This window comes from Streptomyces sp. NPDC002734, from assembly GCF_040295685.1.
Taxonomy (GTDB): Bacteria; Actinomycetota; Actinomycetes; order Streptomycetales; family Streptomycetaceae; genus Streptomyces.
Genome location: NZ_JBEOVU010000008.1, coordinates 110,373 through 128,990, shown reverse-complemented (window position 1 = coordinate 128,990; position 18,618 = coordinate 110,373). Strand labels below are relative to the sequence as shown.

The window sequence follows — 18,618 nt, the reverse complement described above, 5'->3', positions numbered from 1 at the left end:
CGGAGGGCTGGGTCAGGCCCGGTCTCCCTCCGCCGTCCAGCGGGCCAGCTCCTCCGCGGTGCGCGGGACGAAGCCCGCGCCCGCCCCGCCGCCGCGTCCGCGCAGTGCCGCCCCGACCGCGACTCCCCACGGCATCCGCAGGCCCGCCTCCCGCAGCGCCTCCGCCCGCGCCAGCAACTCCCCGGCGGGCCCCACCCGCACGCCCGCCGGGGTCAGCAGCGCGACGTCGTCCGCCCACCGCAGCGCCAGGTCCACGTCGTGGGTGGCCATCATCACCGTGGTCCCCCCGCGCCGCAGCGACTCCAGCGTGGCGAGGAGCCGCTCCTGCCCGTCGGGGTCCAGCCCCGCCGTCGGCTCGTCGAGCACGAGGACCCGCGGCCGCATGGCCACCGCCCCCGCGACGGCCGCCCGTTTCCGCTGCCCGTAGGACAGCAGGTGCGTGGGGCGGTCGCCCAGCCCGGTGATGTCCAGCGCCGCGAGCGCCTCGTCGACCCGCGCCCGGACCTCCGCCTCCGGCAGCCCCAGGTTCAGCGGCCCGAACGACACGTCCTGCGCGACCGACGCCGCGAACAGTTGGTCGTCCGGGTCCTGCACGACGAGCTGCACGGTGGACCGCAGCCGGGTCAGCCCGGCGCGGTCGTACGACACCGGCCCGCCCTCCAGTTCCACCCGGCCGGAGCGCGGCCGCAGCCCTCCGCTCAGCAGCCGCATCAGCGTCGTCTTCCCGCTGCCGTTGCGCCCGAGGAGGGCCAGGGCGCGGCCCTCGCGGACCTCGAAGCCGAGGCCGTCGAGCACGCGGGGGCCGTCCTCGTACCCGAAGGACACGTCCCGCAGGGCGACCAGCGGCGGCGCCGCGCTCGCGTCCGGCGCCCCGCCTCCGACCGGCGCCCTGCCTCCGGCCGCCGTTGCTCCGACCGCCGGGCTGCCCGCCGCCGTGTCTCCGGTCGCCGGGCCTGTCTGCTCCCCGCTCGCGCCGCCCTCGGGGGTTCCGCTCGTCCGGTTCACGACAGACGTCCTTCCAGCACGGCGTCGAGCACGACGATCGCGGTCAGCAGCGCGACACTCGCGCCGACGAAGCCCCCGGACACCCGGGTGGGCGGGACCAGGACCCGCAGCGTCCCGTCGTACCCCCGTCCGGCGAGGCCGGTGTGCAGCCGGCCCGCCCGGTCGAAGGCCCGCACGAACGCGGTGGCCCCCAGCCCGCCCAGCGAACGCCAGGCCGCGGCCTTGGTCCGCTGCCCGAGCCGAGCCGCCTGCGCCTGCCGGACCTGCCGCACCGAGTCGAGCAGCAGGAACGCCATCCGGTACGTCACCACCGCCACGTCCACCACCGCCGCCGGCACCCCCGCCCGCACCAGGCGGGGCAGGAGGTCCGACATCGGCGTGGTGAACGCGAACACCAGCACGCCCAGCGAGGCCGCCGAACTCCGCAACAGGAGCTCACCGGCCCGCAGCGCCCCGTCGGGCGCCGGGCCCAGCACCGCGCCGTCCGGCCCGCCGACCCGCACCAACAGCGTCGCCGCGCCGGTGACGCAGAACCCGAGCGGCGCGCGGTAGGCCCGCCACAGCCGCCCGGCCGGCACCCGCGCGAATCCCAGCAGCACCACCAGGGCGGTCACCAGCACCAGCAGGGCGCCCGGCCACGGCGGCAGCGCGACGGCGAGCAGCGTGAGCCCGAACCCGAGCACCGCCTTGTCCACAGGATGACGGCGGCGCCAGCAACTGCTGTGCGCCGCCGCGTCGATCGACAGCACAGGCGTCAAACCCGCCTGGCTGCGGCGTCGTTCCGGCCGTCGTGGGTGGCGGCACCCGCACCGGTGTTGGCGTCCGCGTCCACGGGGGCGGCGATGGCGTCCGCGTCCACAGGGGCGGCCGGAGCGGCCACCTCACCGGCGGCAGCCGTGCCCGCCCGGGCCTCGCCCTGCCGACGCCCGCGCCACAGGCCCAGGCAGTAGGAGACGACTCCCGCCCCCACCGCCGCCTGAAGCGCGAACAGCCCCGACTCGATCTCGCCGGACGGAGGTTCGTACACCGGCGAGAACCAGGGGCGGTAGTCCGGGTCGATCTCCTGGATCGCCACCTCCGCCTCGGCGTCGGCCCCGGTGAACGGCTCGGGCTTGTGGTCGCCCATGCCGAGGACCACCGGCAGCACCGCCATGGCGGCCACGGTCAGCACCAGCAGCAGGTTGATCCGCAGGTTCCGGCTCATCGCGACACCGCCCCGGTGCTCGCGCCCGCGCCGGTCCGGGCCTTGCCCGGCCCGGCGGTCCGCAGGCCCAGCCGGGCCAGCTCACCCGCGCTCGACTGCGCCAGCAGCCGCACCACCAGCACGGTGAGCAGCCCCTCGCTCACCGCCAGCGGGATCTGCGTGACCGCGAAGATGGACCCGAACTTGCCCAGCGCGCCCGCGAATCCGCCCACCGGGTCGGGGAAGGCCAGCGCGAGCTGCACGCTGGTCACGCAGTAGGTGCTGAGGTCGGCGACGAACGCCGCGCAGAACACCGCCACCGCGAGCCGCGCCCCGCACCGCAGGGCCAGCCGGTACACGCCGTACCCGGCCCAGGGGCCGACCACGGCCATCGAGAAGACGTTGGCGCCGAGTGTGGTGAGCCCGCCGTGGGCGAGCAACAGCGCCTGGAACAACAACGTGACGGTGCCGAGCACCGCCATCACAGGGGGCCGGAACAGCACCGCCCCCAGCCCGCTCCCCGTAGGGTGCGAGCAACTACCGGTCACCGACGGCAACTTGAGCGCCGACAGGACGAACATGAACGCGCCCGAAGCTCCCAGGAGCAGCGTGCTCTCGGGATGTTCCCTCACCTCACGGGTGAGTTGACGAACTCCGTGGACGACAAACGGCGCAGACGCGGCAACCCAGGCGATCGCGTGCGCCGGAGGAAGAAACCCCTCGGCTATGTGCATGGCTCAGCAGACCCTCTCCAGCACCTCGTGGATGGACGACGCGCCTTGGCCGGTCTCCTGGCTGACGGGTACCACACGCCCGTGCTCCGCCTTCCCGGGTCCGTGAGGACCCAGTGGCTGCCCGTGAGGGCCGGAGCCGGACTTCCCGATCACAGTGGCGAGGGCCGCACCGGCATCACACCGGATTTCCCGTTCACCAAGACCTTGTGACAGTAATCCGGCATCCCGCCCACTGACAAGCGAGCCCGATCCGGCCACCGGCGTCCGCGACCGCCCGACACGCCCCGCACCGCGGGCGCCGCAAGGGCCGAGGGGCGGGCTCAGTCCTTCCCGCGGTCGAGCCCCCAGGTCTGCAGGACGTAGGGCCGTCCCTTCTCCTCACCCTCGATCAGGGGCACGTCCAGCAGACGGAATCCGGCCCTGGTGGCGACGCCGACGCTCGCCGCGTTCTCCGCCTCCAGCTCGAGGATCACCTGCTCCGCCCCCAGCTCCTCGAAGGCGTACGCGGCCATCACCCGCACCGCCCGGGCCGCCAGCCCCTGCCCGCGGTGCGCCGGGCCCACCGCGTAGCCGATCTCCACGCCCTCCGGAGCCCGGCGCAGCATCACCTCGCCGAGCGGGGCCCCGCCGTCCAGCGTGATGGCGAGCAGGATGGTCGTCCCCTCGGCCCGCAGCTCGCGGGTGCGCACCAGCCGGGCGCGCGAGGCCGACTCGTCGAAGGGGGAGACGATGGGCGTCCAGTAGGCGATGTCCGGGTGGTCGAACAACGCCGGCATCGCCGCCAGGTCGTCCTCCGTCCAGTCCCGCAGGACCAGACCCTCCCCGGTCAGTTCCATCCGCTCGGGAAAGGGCGACGCGTCATGACTCATGCGGGGTGACCTCCTGGCCTGGCCGGAAAACACGGGTGGCACCGGCGCCGGGTGCGCGAGTGCCGCGGACGGTGCGCGGTGCATGGTGCACATCCTCTGTGGTGCATTCCATCCTCCCGCCGACCGGATGTCAGTCCGATTTTCGCCGGGCGACCCCGTGACGCCCCTCCGCCCTCTCACGGCCGCTCACCGGAGCTCGCTGAAGCGCTCCGTCTCCCGGCTGTCACCGGCGACGATGATCGTGTCGTCGGGCCCCACGACCGTCGCCGGCGTCGCGTAGGTGAAGTCCTCGCCGGGGCGCTTGACGGCGACGACGGTCAGCCCGAAGCGGGAGCGGATGTCGCTCGCGCCCAGGGGGATGCCGACGATTCCGGCCGGCGGATTCGTCTTGACCATGGCGAAGCCCTCCTCCCACTCGATGTAGTCGAGCATGCGGCCGAGCACCAGGTGGGCGACCCGCTGCCCCATGTCGTGCTCGGGCAGGACGACGTGGTGGACGCCGAGCTGGGAGAGGATCCGGCCGTGCTCCTCGCTGGTCGCCTTGGCCCAGACGTGCTTGATGCCGAAGGAGACCAGCAGCGAGGCCGTGAGGATGCTGGCCTCCAGGTTGGAGCCGATGGCGACGACGGCCCGGTCGAAGTCCTGAACGCCCAGCTGCCGCAGCGCGTCCTCCTTGGTGGAGTCCGCCCGGACGGCGTGGGTGAGGACCCCGGACAGCGCCTGCACGACGTCCTGACCGGCGTCGATGCCCAGCACCTCGGTGTCCGCCTCGACCAGCGCCTTGGCGACGGCACGGCCGAACCGGCCGAGACCGACGACCACCACGGCGTCCCGGTGGCCGGCCCGCTGCCTGCGCTGCCTGCGTTGCCTGCTGGGGATGAACTTCCTAGCCAATGACGGGACGCTCCTCGGGAAGGTCGTACAGGCGGACGCGATGGCGCAGGGCGAGCGCGGACGCGACGGTGATCGGCCCGAGCCGCCCGACGAACATCAGCACCACCAGCAGCAGTTGGAGGCCGACGGGCAGACGCGTGGTGATGCCGGTGGACATCCCCGTGGTGGAGAAGGCCGAGACGACCTCGAACAGCGACCGGTCGAGGCCGTGCTCGGCGAAGACCATGAAGGCCATGGTGGAGACGACGACCGCGGCGACCGACAGCAGCGCCACGGTCAGCGCCTGGCGCAGCAGCGACGCGGACAGGCGGCGGTCGAAGACGTTCACCAAGCTCTCCCCGCGGATCTCCGCGTACAGCACGAAGAACAGCACCGCGAAGGTGGTGACCTTGATGCCGCCGGCCGTGCCCGCGCTGGACCCGCCGACGAACATCAGCACGTCCATGCCGAGCCAGCTCACCGGGCGCAGCGCGGCCAGGTCCACGCTGTTGAACCCCGCGGTGCGGGGGATGACGCCCTGGAAGAACCCGGCCAGCAGCTTCCCGGGAACGTCCAGCGGCCCCAGCGTCGCCGGGTTGGACCACTCCGCCGCGGTGACGAAGGCGCAGCCGCCGACCAGGAAGGCGCCGGTGCCGCAGAGCGCGATCTTGGTGTGGGCCGACCAGGCGCGGGGGCGGTGGAACCGGCGTCGCAGCTCGAACAGCACGGGGAAGCCGAGCCCGCCGGTGATGATCGCCAGCGCGACGGGCACGCAGATCCACGGGTCGGTGACGAAGGACATCAGGCTGTCGGAGTAGAGCGCGAAGCCGGCGTTGTTGAACGCGGAGACGCCGTGGAACACCCCCAGCCACACCGCCCGCGGCCACGGCTCGTCGTAGCCGGTGGCGAACCGCAGCGTCAGTACCAGCGCGGTCGCCGCCTCGACGACCAGGGAGGCCTTCACCACGCCGGTGACCACCGCGCGGATGTCCCCGAGCCCCAGCGTCTTGGTCTCCGTCGCCGCGGTCATCCGCGCCCGCAGCCCCATCCGGTGCGAGACCAGCAGGACCAGTACGGACGCCGACGTCATGATCCCGAAGCCGCCGACCTGCACGAGCCCGAGGATCACCACGTGCCCGAAGCCGCTCCAGTACGAGGCGGTGTCCACCACGACCAGGCCGGTCACGCACACCGTGGACGTCGCGGTGAACAGTGCCTCCAGCAGCCCGGCGCCGCCCGGTCCCGCCTTGGCGGCAGGCAGCATCAGCAGCCCCGTGCCGGCCGCGACGGCGGCGGCGAAGCCGGCGACCACCACCTGCGCGGGGTGCCGCAGCCGCGGCCGCAGCCCGCGCCGCGGACCGGGCCCCCGCCGGGGCCGCCACCGTGACCCCGCCGGGCCTCCCGGTGCGTCCTGCCCGCCCGGCCCGGCCGTCGGGACGGGCGCCGCGACTCTTCTCACCCGCCGACGGTAGGCACACCTCCCCGTCCCCCTCGCGCCGGATCCTGCCGTCTGCCGCGCCGGTTCCCCCGACCGGGGGTTCCCGGCCGTCCTGGCAGGGTTCCGCCCGGTCCCGGCAGGGTCACGTCACCGAGCGGCAGGGCGGGCCCGCTCGCGGTCCTCGCGGTCCTCGCGGTCCTCGCGGTCCTCGCGGGCGGAGCGGGGACGGATGTCAGCGGCCCGCCTGCTGCTCACTCGGACGTCACGCCCGCACTCCCGACCGCACGGGGGGCTGCCCCCACCACACCGGCGGCCCGGCCCCGGGGCGAGGCCGTCAGCAGACCTCGCCGACCTGGTCGGCGAACTCGTCGACGCTCATCGCCCGGCCCGCGGCCCAGACCTGCCCGGGGCGAAGGGACGCCAGGTCGTCGGCGGTGAAGGCGCCGTCACCGTAGTACTCCCCGTCGTACGAGTAGAAGGAGAGCGAGTACGTCCGCCCGGGCAGGAGCTCCCGCGCGCCGCCTCCCTCTACGAGCCAGGAGTCCGGCGGGGAGAGCACGGAGATGACGGCCCGCCCGCGATGCGTCATCCCCCGCGGCACCTCCCAACCGCCGTCCTCCACGGACGCGCGGTCCTCGCCAGCACCTTCCGTCCCGGCGCCGTCCTCACCGGCGCTTTCCGTCCCGGCCCTGCCCTCGCCAGCACCTTCCGTCCCGGCGCCGTCCTCACCGGCGCTTTCCGTCCCGGCCCTGCCCTCGCCGGCACCCTCCGTTCCGGCGTCGTCCGTCCCGGCACCGGTCGACCCGGTCGGCCAACTCTCCAGCCGCATGGCCGTAATGGGCTCGCTCCCGTCGTCGCACGGCTGCAGCACGGCCACCGGCCGCCCGTCCTCCCCGTTCGTCACCGCGACCAGCGTCAGGTGGGCGGGAGTGCACCCGCTCACCATGCCGAGCCCCAGCACCAGACACACCGCCGCACCCGTACGTCTCATCGCGGTCCCCCTCCGCCGTGAACGCCTCGCTCCCAGGCTCGCCCCGCCCCCGCCGGGAGTCGAGCTCCGTACGGTCTCGGATCGGCGGAAGCCGGATCAGGAAGCGGGGCAGAGCGTCCTGCGCAGGCCGTAGTTGAGGTGGCTTCCGTCCTCGTCGGTGGGCGTGATGCCGTTGTAGGAGAACAGTTCGGCGGCGCTGTGGTCCGGGTCCGCCACCCCGCTGTCGAGAGCCGCGCACTGCTTGCGGGCCGCGTAGATCGCCTTCTCCTCGTCCTTGAAGAGGCTGACGTCGACGTCGAAGACGACCCGCATGACGTCGGCCCGGGCGGTCCCCTGCGGCTCGGGCGGCAGGGCGGCGTCCGACGCCTCGGGCGCGGGGCTGTCGGAGGCGCCACCGGCGGTGTCCCCGCCGGCCCCGTCCTCGGCCTCGTCCCCAGCCCCGTCCTCTGCCGGGGCGCTGCTGCCCGCCGCGCTCGACGCCGCCGGCGCCGGAGCGCCGATGTCGTCCTTGCCGTCACCACCGCTGTCGCAGCCCACGGCGGTAACGGCGAGTACGGCGGCGACGGCCGCAGTGGCGATACGGATGCGCATGGTTTCCCCCGAGGTGGACGCGAGTGCGTGGAGGACCAGAGTGCGGCAGCCGGACCCCAGCGGGCGCTGCGGTGACAGGGCCATGACCTTTCCCGAACACGCCTGCCGCACAGCCCCGTTGTCAGTGCCTCCCGCTAACCTCGCGACCGCGCGGTCGGCTTACCGGGGGTTCCAGCTCTGAAGAGAATGGTTGCATCCCCGGCCTGTACGGGGGCGGCCCGGAGAACGCGTCCGGGACCCAACCGACGACCGGGCTTCGTCGATGGCCAGCGACACCACCTGCCAGAGCCGACCGCGCACCGTCCCCTCGGCCCCGTGGCCCTGCCCGGAGCCCTCAGAGGCCCCGCAGTGCCTCGTACAGGTCGTCGTAGGCGGTCCAGCAGTCGACGCTGCCGTCGTCGTACAGGCTGCCCATGTACCAGTCGTCGTCGCCGACGGGCTTCACCAGACACAGGCCGTGGAACCCGAGAACGATCTCCGGGCGCAGCGTTTCTGGATCTCCGACGCCCGCCACCCACCGCACCGTCCGGCCGGGATCCAGGGCGACAGCCTCCCGATCCCCCGACACCTCCCGGATCCGTCGAAGGGTCCAGCCCTCGGGTAGCCGCGCGTCTGCCATCCACAAAGGATCGCACCCGCGAGCCCGGTGGGTGACGGGCGAAACCGCTCCACCGTCGCCGGTCGGCGGGCTTCTCCCGGACTGAGCGCCCTTGACCGTCGCGCAGTCCCCGATGGTCTGTCTCGTCACCGCCCGACTCGGTGCGCGCCTGGTCGGCTCGCTTCCTGGAACCGCCGCGTACCTTGGCTGGACCTGAAGGAGCCTGAACAACCCATCAAGGACCGTTCCGGGAGGATGACCGAACACAGATCGGGTCGGCACCGACAACCTCACAGCCCCATGCCGAGCCGGATGGACCGTCTGCGTCAGCGGTCGCACGCGGTCGCACGGCACGGGTGTCACGGCAGCCGAACGCTCAAGGTGCGTCTTCGCTGCTGACCTGATCGGTCGGCTGTCGCCAACTCTGCGCCTCGTGCTGTGCGACGAGTTCGCCCAGGTCGTTGGAGACCATGACAGTGGCGAGCCGTCCTGCGATGGCCACGACCTCCGGCCAATGGGCGGACCGAAGGTGCTCCTCGTCGGTGTCGTTGGGCGCCTCCGCTGCCGCCGCGTTGAGGGCACCGCCCAGCTCGCGCACAAGAGCCACCTCCTCCTCGGTCCTGAGGCTGACTCCGAGGTACCGCTCGGGCTCGTCCGCGTCACAGAAGTCGTCGAAGAGGGTGTGAAAGATGTGATCCAGGTTCTCGAACGTCGACGGGTCCAGCCACACATCACGCTGCCAGGGCGGGTTGGCCAGGGCGAGGACCGCAGGCACCAGGTTGACGCGGAAGTTGGCCAAGCGTTGTGAATCCTCGTTCATGGGCCGAGCGTAGACACCGCAGTGATCAGGAGGGCAACGCTTTACGCGTGGGCTCCGGCAGCGCCCCGCAGTCCCCGTGGCGCCCCCGCGTCAGGCGTCTTTCGCCCGGGTCCAGAACTGACGCGGCGCGAACCCGTCACGCCGCAGCCAGTGCTCGGTATAGACGATCCGCTTGGCCTCGATCACCACGAGTGGGCCCGACGGCGGCTCGTCGAGGGAGAGTGACCTCTCGACGTGATCGGACTGCCAACGGAAAGCCGACCAGTAGCGCTCGAAATCCGCCTCCGGCCCGGACAGCACGCGAGCCTCGCCGAAGAGCTGAGCACCTCGACTGCTGGCCTGCCCGACCAACGGAGCGAAGATCCCCACCGACACCCGCGGGTCCGCGGCGACATTTCTCATCTTCGGCGAACCGGCTGCCGCGGTGAACATCACCGCGAAATCGAGGTGGAAGTACCGCACCGGCGTCGCGAGCGGCCCCTCCGGCCCTGCCGTCGCGAGCACGCACATGTTCTGCGACGACAGCAGGTTGAGTACGCGCTCTTCCAGACGCTCGCGATCGAGTCGCTTCTTCGGTGACGGGCCGGCCAGCCACGGGTTGGTCACAGGCATGATCGACCGTCCCATGCCCTGCCACGGGGGTCGGAGTGGTTTGCCCAACCGTGATCACCGGAAGTGCCGGCCACACCTCACCGGCCATCTGCTCACGGCGCCTGCCTGCCCCGTGTGCGCCATGGGTGCAAAGGCCCAACCGTCTGACACACGCCAAACAGGTGGGCCGAATAGGAGCGTTCCTAGTCGGCCCACCTGCTGTTATGGCTGTCGGGGTGGCGGGATTTGAACCCACGACCTCTTCGTCCCGAACGAAGCGCGCTGCCAAGCTGCGCTACACCCCGATCGTCTTCGCGTTCCCGCGTCGACGACGTTTACTTTAGCCCACCGGCGGCCTGAGGCGAAATCCGGTTTTCGGGCGGCAGCGGACGAAGCCGGGGCACAGGTGGTCGACCGCGACCAGCAGGACGCCCAGGCCGTAGCAGGTGAGGCCGAACAGCAGGGCGTTGCCGACCAGGCCGAGGGTCCCGTTGTGGGCGGCGTCGAGGAAGGGGTAGGGGGCGCGCCCGGGCGCGTCGGCCGGGAGCAGGGTGCTCCGGACGAGAGCGGCACCCAGGTAGGCGAGGGGGTAGAGCACCCAGGCGGTGGCGTGGCGGAGCCGCAGCGTGCGGGGGGCGGTCAGCAGCAGCCAGTCCAGCAGGGCGGCGAGCGGCGTGACCACGGTGAGCAGCAGGGCTGCCGCGAGGCCCCAGCGGCCGCCGGGGCCGGGGTCGGAGAAGGCGGGGCGGCCCGGGACGGCGAAGGCGTGCACCAGGGCGGCCAGCAGGACGTAGAGCAGCGCGGCACCGGTGAGGGCGGGGCGCACCGGGCGGCCGGCGCTCCAGGCGCGCTGGGCGGAGACGGCGAGGACCAGGGCCAGCAGGATGTTGGCCTGCACGGTGAAGTGGGTGAGCGCCTGGAGCGGGCGGCCCAGCACCATGCAGACGGTCACGCCGCCCGCCGCGGCCAGCGCGGCGCCCAGGCGGAACAGGGCGGTCAGGGGTCGGCGGGCCGGAGGTATGACGGCTGTGGGCGGGACGTACGACGGCATGATCGTGGCCCAGCCCGGCACGGCGGGGAGGTCCGGGATGTCCCTCGGTATGGGAGCGGTCATGCCCTCACGCTAGGCGTTACTGGGCATATCGGGCGATTCCGTGCGGCCGAACGAGGGACGCCGCACCACGGAAGTGGTGCGGCGTCCCGGTCGTGCGGTACTGCGACGGCCGCGGTCGAGGCGGCTCACGGACGTGGAGGTGCGGAGGTGCGGAGGTGCGGAGCTGTGGGGATCGGGCCGAGGGGGCGCTGTCGGGCGGACGGACCTCGGCCTCGGGTCAGCGCGCCCAGTCCTCCGCGACCAGCGTCAGCAGCGTCGCCTCCGGCAGGCAGGCGAACCGGAACGGCGTGTACCGGTTGGCCCCGCAGCCCGCCGAGACGTGCAGGAAGGACGTGTTGCCGCCGGCGGTGTGGGTGGACAGCCCCTTCACCCGGTCGGTGTCGAGGTCGCAGTTGGTGACCAGGGCGCCGTAGAACGGGATGCACAGCTGCCCGCCGTGCGTGTGGCCCGCGAGGACCAGCGGGTAGCCGTCCTCGGTGAACGCATCCAGCGAGCGCAGATAGGGCGCGTGCACGACGCCCATGGCGAAGTCACCGGCGCCGGACGGGCCGCCCGCGACCTCGTCGTACCGGTCCCGCTTGATGTGCGGGTCGTCCAGCCCGGTCAGCTCGACCGAGACACCCTCGACCTTCAACGTGCCACGGGTGTTGGTGAGGTTCAGCCAGCCCGCCTCGTCGAACGCGTCCCGCAGCCCCTCCCAGGGGTTGTGGATCGCACCGGTGGCGGGCTCGTTGCCGTTGAGGCCGTGCTTGCCCTGGACCTTCTCGATCAGGTACTTGGCCGGGTTGCGCAGCTTGGGACCGTAGTAGTCGTTGGAGCCGAAGACGTACGCCCCCGGGAACTCCATCAGCGGCTCCAGCGCGTCCAGCACCTCCGGCACGCCCTCGGTGTCGGAGAGGTTGTCGCCGGTGTTGATGACGAAGTCGGGCCGCAGCCCGGCCAGCGACCGCAGCCAGCGCTGCTTCTTACGCTGCCCGCTGACCATGTGGATGTCGGAGATCTGCAGGACGCGCAGCGGGCGCATCCCGGCGGGCAGGACCGGAACGGTCACCCGCCGCAGCCGGAACGCACGGGCCTCGAACCCGGCGGAGTAGACGAGACCGGCGGCAGCCGCCGCGGTGATGCCGAGGGGGACCTTGTAGAGCGCGCGCATGCCGTCCATCGTCTCAGGGTGCCCGCAGGACCGTAAATCAAGGGGCGTTCGCTGCGACACACCTGCGACAATCAAGCCATGACCACGCTCAAGTCGAAGCTGCAGGAAGACCTCAACGCGGCGATCAAGGGGCGCGACGAGCTGCGCTCCTCGACGCTCCGCCTCACCCTGACCGCGATCACCAAGGAGGAGGTGTCGGGTACGGAGAAGCGCGAGCTCTCCGACGACGAGGTCCTCAAGGTGATCACCCGTGAGGCGAAGAAGCGGCGCGAGGCCGCGGAGGCGTTCGCGCAGGGCGGCCGTCCCGAGAGCGCCGAGCGGGAGAAGGCCGAGGGCGAGTTCCTCGCCGAGTACCTGCCCCAGCAGCTGAGCGACGACGAGCTGAACGGTCTGGTGGACCAGGCGGTCGAGGAGGCCAGGGCGGCCGGCGCCGAGGGCCCCAGGGCCATGGGCCAGGTCATGAAGATCGTGAACCCGAAGGTGGCCGGGCGTGCTGAGGGCGGCCGGGTGGCCGCCGCGGTGAAGGCGCGTCTCCTGGGCTGACGCCCGCGCCGCGCCGGCCCGCGTCCACCTGCGCGGTGCCCGCGTCCACCCGCACGAGGTCTGCGGCCCGCGCGTCCGAAGCGCCCCGCCCGGTCCGGGGCGCTCGCTCAGTGGGGCGCTCGCTCAGTCCGAGGCGCCCCACGCTCCACAACGACACTCGGCCCCTCACCGCGTCGTGCGGTGAGGGGCCGAGTGCTGTCACGCCGTCCGCGCCGGGGGCCCTGAGGCCGCCGGGGGAGTGGCGGGGCGCAGGCCTCAGGGGCCGTTGCCGCCGCCGTTGTCGTTGCCCTGGACGAAGCCGCCGGTGGTGGTCGGGTCGGCGCCCGTGGCACCTCCGGTGAGGTCGCCGCCGGTCAGGCCGCCGAGGGTGAGCCCGCCGTCCGTCGTGGTCCCGCCGTTCGTCGTCAGGCCGCCGTCGGTCCCACCGTCTCCGCCGTTGCCGCCGCCGAACATGCCGCCGAAGAGGCCGCCACCGGGCTTGCCGTCGCGGCCCTTGTCCTTGTCCTTCGGCTTGTCGGCCGGGATGTGGACCTTGTGGAAGGGCGGCGCGTCCTTGCCCTGCAGCGCGCCGGTCATGGCCTGCCGCCAGATCGGGCCGGGGCCCGCGCCACCGGAGACCTTGTCGAAGTAGGTGCCGCCGATGGTGATGCGGACCATCGACTGCTGCTGCATCGGGTCGCCCAGCCACACCGCCGAGGACAGGTTCGGGGTGTACCCCACGAACCAGGCGTTCTTGCGGGCGTCCGTGGTGCCGGTCTTGCCCGCGTTGTCGCGGTCGGAGAGGCCCGCGCGGGCGCCGGTGCCGGAGTCGGTGACCCCGGAGAGCAGGGTGTTGACCGCGTCCGCGGTCCGCTCCTCCATGGCCCGTTCGCAGGTCGACTTCGGCACGCCGATGGTCTTCTTCTTCTCGCCGATCTTCTGCGTGACCGACTCGATGGCGATCGGCGTGCAGTACATGCCACGCGAGGCGAAGGTGGCGTAGGCGGAGGCCATGGTCAGCGGGGAGATCGACTGCGTGCCCAGGATGACGGAGGGCTGCGCGTCGGGCAGCTTCTTGCCCGCGCCGGTGCGCACGCCCATCTTCTCCACCATCTCCAGCGTCGGGCAGAGGCCGAGGTCGCCGACCATCTGCACGAAGTAGGTGTTGATGGAGAGCTTCATCGCCTCCTGCAGCGAGTACGGGCCGACTTCCGACTCGATCTCGTTCTGCGTCATCTCCCCCTGGTTGTAGGTGCTCTTGCAGCCCTGGACCTTGGGGTACGGCATCTTGTTGGGCGAGGGGTAGACCTTGTTCAGCGGCAGGCCGCCCTCTATCGCGGCGGCGGCGAGGAACGGCTTGAAGGTGGATCCGGTCGGGAAGCCGCCGCTGTCGCCCATGGCCTGGTCGACCGAGTAGTTGATCACCGTCTGGTGCTTCTTGGCGTCCGAGCCGTAGGGCTGGGACTGGCCCATGGCCAGGATCTTCCCCGTGCCGGGCTCGACCATCGTGGCCGCGGCGGCCACCTTGTCGTCCTTGTAGACGTGGCTCTTCAGCGACGCCTGCACGGACTCCTGCGCCTGCGGGTCCAGCGTGGTGCGGATCGTCATGCCGCCCTGCGCCCACAGCTTGGCGCGGGTCTCGCGGTCCTTGCCGAAGGCGGGGTCGTCGAGGAAGACGCGGCGCACGTAGTCGCAGAAGAAGCCGGCGCCCTTGGCGGAGGTGATGCAGCCGTTGCGCGGCTCGCGGATCTTCAGCCCCAGCGGCTTCTTCTTCGCCGCCGTGGCCTGCGCCTTCGAGATGTCCCCGACCTGCGCCATCCGGTCGATGACGACGTTGCGCCGCCTCTCGGCCGTCTTCGGGTTGTCGATCGGGTCGTAGTGCGTGGGGGACTGGACCAGGCCGGCCAGCAGGGCGGCCTCCTGGAGCTCCAGATCCTCCGCGGACTTCGAGAAGTAGCGCTGCGAGGCGGCCTCGACGCCGTAGGCGGACTGACCGAAGTACGTGATGTTGAGGTAGTTCTCGAGGATCTTCTTCTTCCCGAGCTCCTCCTCCACCTGGATCGCGTACTTCAGCTCCTGGATCTTGCGGCCCAGGGTCTGCTGGGTGGCCTGCGCGACCTTGTCCGGGTCGTCGCCCGCCATCTCCACGAAGACGTTCTTCACGTACTGCTGGGTCAGCGTGGACGCGCCCTGGGTGACCTCGCCGCTGCGCGCGTTGCTGTTGAGCGCGCGCAGCACGCCCTTCAGGTCGACCGCGCCGTGGTCGTAGAAGCGGGCGTCCTCGATGGCGACGATCGCCTTCCGCAGCTGCGGCGACATCTTCTTCAGCGGCACCACGGTGCGGTCGCGGAAGTACACCGTGGCGATCTTGCCGCCCTCGGAGTCGAGGATGGTGGTGCGCTGGCTGAGCGGAGGCGTCTTCAGATTCGCCGGGATCTCGGCGAAGCTCTCGACCGATCCCTTCGCCGCCAGGCCCAGTGTCCCGAAGGCGGGCAGGGCGATGCCGGCCAGCACGCCGCCGGCGAGGACGCTGATCCCGAGGAACTTCGCGGCCTGCTGGACTGGCGAGAGGCCTCCACCCGAGCGCTTGTTTGGCATGAGGGCAGCCTACGTTCTCGTTTGCCGGACAGAGGTAAATGCCTTGGCCTAAGCTGCTCCCGGCTGTCACGACAGCGGTGCGAGCTGTAGATCCGTATGTCGGGACGTCCTACGGCCCCGGATCGTTCCGGAACCGCGTGAACTCCTTCCCGGGGATGCCCGAATCATCCTCCGGTGTCGATCAATGCCCCTTGCGTGACGAGTGACCTGTCCGCATGTGCCGCGATAGCGGCTTTTGTCGCCAGGCCACTCCTCCGGGTGATCTGCCGCTTACCCATAGTCCGTTCGGGCCATTCAAGATTGGGCCCGTCGGGGGTGTTGCACTCTGTCCGCCTTCCGTAACGTCCTCAACTGGCGGCGGTGAATATGCCGCTGCCGCCGTGGGGGAGCCTCGATTCGGGAGAGGACGGCGCCGGTATGGGCTGGGTTACCGACTGGAGTGCGCAGGCGGCCTGCCGCACTACCGATCCGGATGAACTGTTCGTTCAAGGAGCAGCGCAGAACAGGGCCAAGGCGGTGTGCACCGGATGCCCGGTGCGGACGGAGTGCCTGGCCGACGCGCTGGACAACCGCGTCGAATTCGGCGTGTGGGGAGGCATGACGGAGCGGGAGCGCCGAGCGCTGCTGCGCCGCCGGCCGACCGTGACCTCCTGGCGTCGCTTGCTGGAGACGGCGCGCATGGAGTACGAGCGGGAGGCGGGAATCCTGCCGCTCGACGAGGCGGAAGAGGCCTACGAGAGCTACGCGGCGGTGGGGTGACCGCCGCGGTGCGGTCGAAGCGCCGTGGTGCGGTGAGCTGACGACCGCGTCGCGGTGAGCGACCGCTGCAGGCGGCAGTGGGCAGTGGAGGGCGGGAACCGGGGTCGGACAGTGACCCCGGGCCGCCGCTTCGCCGTTTCCGCCGTCCCGGTGCGCTGTGGTGCCCGGGTGGCTGTTAGGACCGCGCGGCACCGCGGGGGTCCGGACGCTCAGGTCTGTGCGGGCGCGTCCTGCTGCGCGGAGCGGTCCTCGGGCGTCGTCGCCCTCGCCTGCTCCGGCTCGGGAGCATCGCCCGGCCCGGGGACGTCCGCATGCTCGGGTGCCGCGTCGCCGTGTGCGGTCGTGGACGTGCCGGCGGAGTCCGCACGGGGCGCGGCCAGTCGTGCGCCGATGTCCCGCAACCCCGTGAGGTCGTGCACGTCACCGGCCAGCGCGGGCACCTCGGTCACCGGCACCTCGGGATGGAGCGTCGTGAAGTCCTCCCGGGTGCGCCGCTCGCGGGCTGTCAGCCGCATGCGCTCGGCGTGCAGGCGCAGCAGACCGGCGGCGAGCCGGTCGACCTCGGTCAGGGCCTGCGCCTCGGGAGTCGGCGCCTCGGCCACCTGTGCCTCGGGGGCCTGCGCCGCGGACCGGGGTGAGGCGGGGGAGCCTGGATCCGGTGGTCCGTCGGGAGCAGGAAGTGTTGAACTGCTTTGTGTATCGGGCGAGTTACCCGCAGCCTTCCCGCTCGTGTGATCAACAATCCGGCCGGACGACAAATTTTCCGCGAGCAGGGTTTCCGCCGCCGCCGTCGCCCGTTCGGCCGAGAGGTGGGCGGCGTCGCTGCCGTGGACCCGGTTGAGGACCAGGCCGGCCAGCGGCATGCGTTCTGCGGCCAGCCGCTCCACGAAGTACGCCGCCTCGCGCAGTGCGTCCCGCTCGGGGGCGGCCACCACCAGGAAGGCGGTGCCGGGGGCCTGCAGCAGCTTGTAGGTGGCCTCCGCGCGGCCCCGGAAGCCGCCCAGGGTGGTGTCCATGGCGGCCACGAAGGTCTGCACGTCCTTCAGCAGCGAGCCGCCGAGCAGCTTGCCCAGGGTGCCGGTCATCACGGACATGCCGACGTTGAGGAACTTCATGCCCGCCCGGCCGCCCAGCTTGGCCGGGGCGGTGAGCAGCCGGATCAGCCGGCCGTCGAGGAACGAGCCGAGGCGCTCGGGGGCGTCCAGGAAGTCCAGGGCGGAGCGGGACGGCGGGGTGTCCACCACGATCAGGTCCCACTCGTCCCGGGCCCGCAGCTGGCCCAGCTTCTCCATCGCCATGTACTCCTGCGTGCCGGCGAAGCCCGCGGAGAGCGACTGGTAGAAGGGGTTGGCCAGGATGGCGACGGCCCGCTCGGGGTCCGCGTGCGCCTCGACGATCTCGTCGAAGGTGCGCTTCATGTCGAGCATCATCGCGTGCAGCTCGCCGCCCGCCGAGTCGTCGATGCCGGGCACCCGGCGGGGCGTGTTGTCGAGCTGGTCGATGCCCATCGACTGGGCGAGACGGCGGGCGGGGTCGATGGTCAGGACGACCACCTTGCGGCCGCGCTCCGCCGCCCGCAGCCCCAGGGCCGCGGCGGTGGTGGTCTTACCGACGCCGCCGGAGCCGCAGCAGACGACGATGCGGGTCCCCGGATCGTCGAGTAGCGGGTCGAGGACGAGTTCGCGCTCGGGCACGAGTTCGCGCTCGGGCGCGGGGACGGGCTCGTGCTCGGACGCGGGGACCGGCTCGGGCACGGTTTCCAGGCTCATGACACCCCTTGGTTCCGCAGCAGGGCGGCCAGTCCGTACAGGCCGGCCAGGTCGACTCCGTCGGTCAGCAGGGGCAGCTCCGCGAGCGGCAGCCCGACGCCCTCCAGGACCTCCCGCTGGCGGCGCTCCAGGCTGTACCGCTCCGCGTACTCCTCGGCCTCCCGCAGCAGCGGCTCCACCAGAGCTTCCGCGGCCCCGCCCCGCCGGGCCCCGCCCAGACCCGCCGCGGCGAGCGACCGGGCCACCGCGGTGCGGGACACCGATCCGGCGAGCTCCAGGTCGTCGCCGTCGAGGAGGACGGGACGGACCATGTTGACGACCACCCGGCCCACCGGCAGGTCGGCCGCGCGGAGTTCGGCGATGCCGTCCGCCGTCTCCTGGACCGGCATCTCCTCCAGCAGCGTCACCAGGTGGACCTGTGTCTGCGGGGACTTCAGGACGCCCATCACCGCCTGCGCCTGGTGATGTATCGGCCCCACCCGGGCCAGCCCGGCCACCTCGTCGTTGACGTTGAGGAAGCGGGTGACCCGGCCGGTCGGCGGGGCGTCCATCACCACGTGGTCGTAGACGAAGCGGCCCGCCTTGTCCTTGCGGCGCACCGCCTCGCAGGCCTTGCCGGTCAGCAGGACGTCCCGCAGACCGGGGGCGACGGTCGTGGCGAAGTCGATGGCGCCGAGCTTCTTCAGGGCCCGGCCCGCGCTGCCCAGCTTGTAGAACATCTGGAGGTAGTCCAGCAGCGCCAATTCGGGGTCGATGGCGAGGGCGTGGACCTCGCCGCCGCCCGGGGCGACGGCGATCTTCCGTTCCTCGTAGGGCAGCGGCTCCGTGCCGAAGAGCTGCGCTATGCCCTGACGGCCCTCCACCTCCACCAGCAGGGTGCGTTTTCCACCGGTGGCGAGGGCGAGCGCGAGAGCGGCGGCGACCGTGGTCTTCCCGGTCCCGCCCTTGCCGCTGACAACCTGGAGCCTGCTCACGTCGTCGAGCCTAACCATTGGCGGCCGCCTCACGCC

At 72.1% G+C, this 18,618-nt stretch carries 19 protein-coding genes, 1 tRNA gene and 1 riboswitch; of the genes, 2 read left to right on the top strand and 18 right to left on the bottom strand.

Translation table 11 applies throughout. The features are described 5' to 3' along the window. Window positions 1–12 precede the first annotated feature (12 nt). The 15 genes from ABT026_RS09945 to ABT026_RS09875 all read right to left on the bottom strand — a co-directional run bounded on the left by ABT026_RS09945 (window position 13) and on the right by ABT026_RS09875 (window position 11,960). On the bottom strand, window positions 13–843 hold the full coding sequence (locus tag ABT026_RS09945; protein WP_351113726.1) for an energy-coupling factor ABC transporter ATP-binding protein: 831 nt from the start codon (window positions 841–843) through the stop codon (window positions 13–15). Window positions 844–1,001: 158 nt separating this feature from the next. Beyond that, entirely contained in the window at window positions 1,002–1,754 is a 753-nt protein-coding gene (gene cbiQ / locus ABT026_RS09940) for a cobalt ECF transporter T component CbiQ (RefSeq protein ID WP_351113725.1), read from the bottom strand. A gap of 5 nt (window positions 1,755–1,759) precedes the next feature. Further along, entirely contained in the window at window positions 1,760–2,209 is a 450-nt protein-coding gene (locus ABT026_RS09935; RefSeq protein ID WP_351113642.1) for an energy-coupling factor ABC transporter substrate-binding protein, read from the bottom strand. Beyond that, window positions 2,206–2,922: an energy-coupling factor ABC transporter permease gene (locus ABT026_RS09930; protein ID WP_351113641.1), complete on the bottom strand. Its 717-nt coding sequence runs from the start codon at window positions 2,920–2,922 to the stop codon at window positions 2,206–2,208. The genes ABT026_RS09935 and ABT026_RS09930 overlap by 4 nt, the downstream gene beginning before the upstream one ends. 30 nt (window positions 2,923–2,952) lie before the next feature. After that, window positions 2,953–3,138, bottom strand: a riboswitch (cobalamin riboswitch). Window positions 3,139–3,242: 104 nt separating this feature from the next. Next, entirely contained in the window at window positions 3,243–3,791 is a 549-nt protein-coding gene (locus ABT026_RS09925) for a GNAT family N-acetyltransferase (RefSeq protein ID WP_351113640.1), read from the bottom strand. A gap of 186 nt (window positions 3,792–3,977) precedes the next feature. Next, window positions 3,978–4,685 (bottom strand): potassium channel family protein, encoded by a 708-nt coding sequence (locus tag ABT026_RS09920; protein ID WP_351113639.1) that lies wholly within the window; start codon window positions 4,683–4,685, stop codon window positions 3,978–3,980. Continuing rightward, window positions 4,678–6,123: a TrkH family potassium uptake protein gene (locus ABT026_RS09915; protein ID WP_351113638.1), complete on the bottom strand. Its 1,446-nt coding sequence runs from the start codon at window positions 6,121–6,123 to the stop codon at window positions 4,678–4,680. Before ABT026_RS09915 ends, ABT026_RS09920 begins: the two co-directional genes overlap by 8 nt. Window positions 6,124–6,436: 313 nt before the next feature. Continuing rightward, a complete protein-coding gene (locus ABT026_RS09910) occupies window positions 6,437–7,093 on the bottom strand; it encodes a hypothetical protein (RefSeq protein ID WP_351113636.1) in 657 nt (218 codons plus the stop codon). A gap of 96 nt (window positions 7,094–7,189) precedes the next feature. Beyond that, window positions 7,190–7,684, bottom strand: a complete 495-nt coding sequence (locus ABT026_RS09905) for a hypothetical protein (protein ID WP_351113635.1) — start codon at window positions 7,682–7,684, stop codon at window positions 7,190–7,192. Window positions 7,685–8,018: 334 nt separating this feature from the next. Further along, the gene (locus ABT026_RS09900) at window positions 8,019–8,303 is read right to left on the bottom strand and encodes a hypothetical protein (protein ID WP_351113634.1); all 285 of its coding nucleotides are present in this window, start codon (window positions 8,301–8,303) and stop codon (window positions 8,019–8,021) included. A gap of 355 nt (window positions 8,304–8,658) precedes the next feature. Then, the gene (locus ABT026_RS09895) at window positions 8,659–9,102 is read right to left on the bottom strand and encodes an SCO4402 family protein (protein ID WP_351113633.1); all 444 of its coding nucleotides are present in this window, start codon (window positions 9,100–9,102) and stop codon (window positions 8,659–8,661) included. A gap of 90 nt (window positions 9,103–9,192) precedes the next feature. Then, window positions 9,193–9,714 carry a pyridoxamine 5'-phosphate oxidase family protein gene (locus ABT026_RS09890; RefSeq protein ID WP_351113632.1) on the bottom strand — a complete coding sequence of 174 codons (522 nt, stop codon included), beginning with the start codon at window positions 9,712–9,714 and terminating at the stop codon, window positions 9,193–9,195. A 210-nt stretch (window positions 9,715–9,924) separates the two neighbouring features. Next, window positions 9,925–9,998: transfer RNA gene (locus tag ABT026_RS09885), tRNA-Pro, on the bottom strand. Between the two features lie 35 nt (window positions 9,999–10,033). Then, window positions 10,034–10,807: a Pr6Pr family membrane protein gene (locus tag ABT026_RS09880; RefSeq protein ID WP_351113630.1), complete on the bottom strand. Its 774-nt coding sequence runs from the start codon at window positions 10,805–10,807 to the stop codon at window positions 10,034–10,036. 217 nt (window positions 10,808–11,024) lie between these two features. Continuing rightward, on the bottom strand, window positions 11,025–11,960 hold the full coding sequence (locus ABT026_RS09875; RefSeq protein ID WP_351113724.1) for a metallophosphoesterase: 936 nt from the start codon (window positions 11,958–11,960) through the stop codon (window positions 11,025–11,027). A gap of 78 nt (window positions 11,961–12,038) precedes the next feature. On the opposite strand from ABT026_RS09875, the gene ABT026_RS09870 reads away from it, so the two are divergent. Next, entirely contained in the window at window positions 12,039–12,503 is a 465-nt protein-coding gene (locus ABT026_RS09870) for a GatB/YqeY domain-containing protein (protein ID WP_351113629.1), read from the top strand. A gap of 255 nt (window positions 12,504–12,758) precedes the next feature. Here ABT026_RS09870 and ABT026_RS09865 read toward each other — a convergent pair whose 3' ends face one another. Continuing rightward, entirely contained in the window at window positions 12,759–15,080 is a 2,322-nt protein-coding gene (locus ABT026_RS09865) for a transglycosylase domain-containing protein (RefSeq protein ID WP_351113628.1), read from the bottom strand. 417 nt (window positions 15,081–15,497) lie between these two features. Here ABT026_RS09865 and ABT026_RS09860 point away from each other — a divergent pair, with 417 nt between their 5' ends. After that, window positions 15,498–15,839: a WhiB family transcriptional regulator gene (locus ABT026_RS09860; protein WP_351113722.1), complete on the top strand. Its 342-nt coding sequence runs from the start codon at window positions 15,498–15,500 to the stop codon at window positions 15,837–15,839. Window positions 15,840–16,048: 209 nt separating this feature from the next. Here ABT026_RS09860 and bagB read toward each other — a convergent pair whose 3' ends face one another. Beyond that, entirely contained in the window at window positions 16,049–17,608 is a 1,560-nt protein-coding gene (gene bagB, locus ABT026_RS09855) for an ATPase BagB (RefSeq protein WP_351113627.1), read from the bottom strand. Beyond that, window positions 17,605–18,582 (bottom strand): ATPase BagA, encoded by a 978-nt coding sequence (gene bagA / locus ABT026_RS09850; protein WP_351113626.1) that lies wholly within the window; start codon window positions 18,580–18,582, stop codon window positions 17,605–17,607. Before bagA ends, bagB begins: the two co-directional genes overlap by 4 nt. Window positions 18,583–18,618 lie beyond the last annotated feature (36 nt).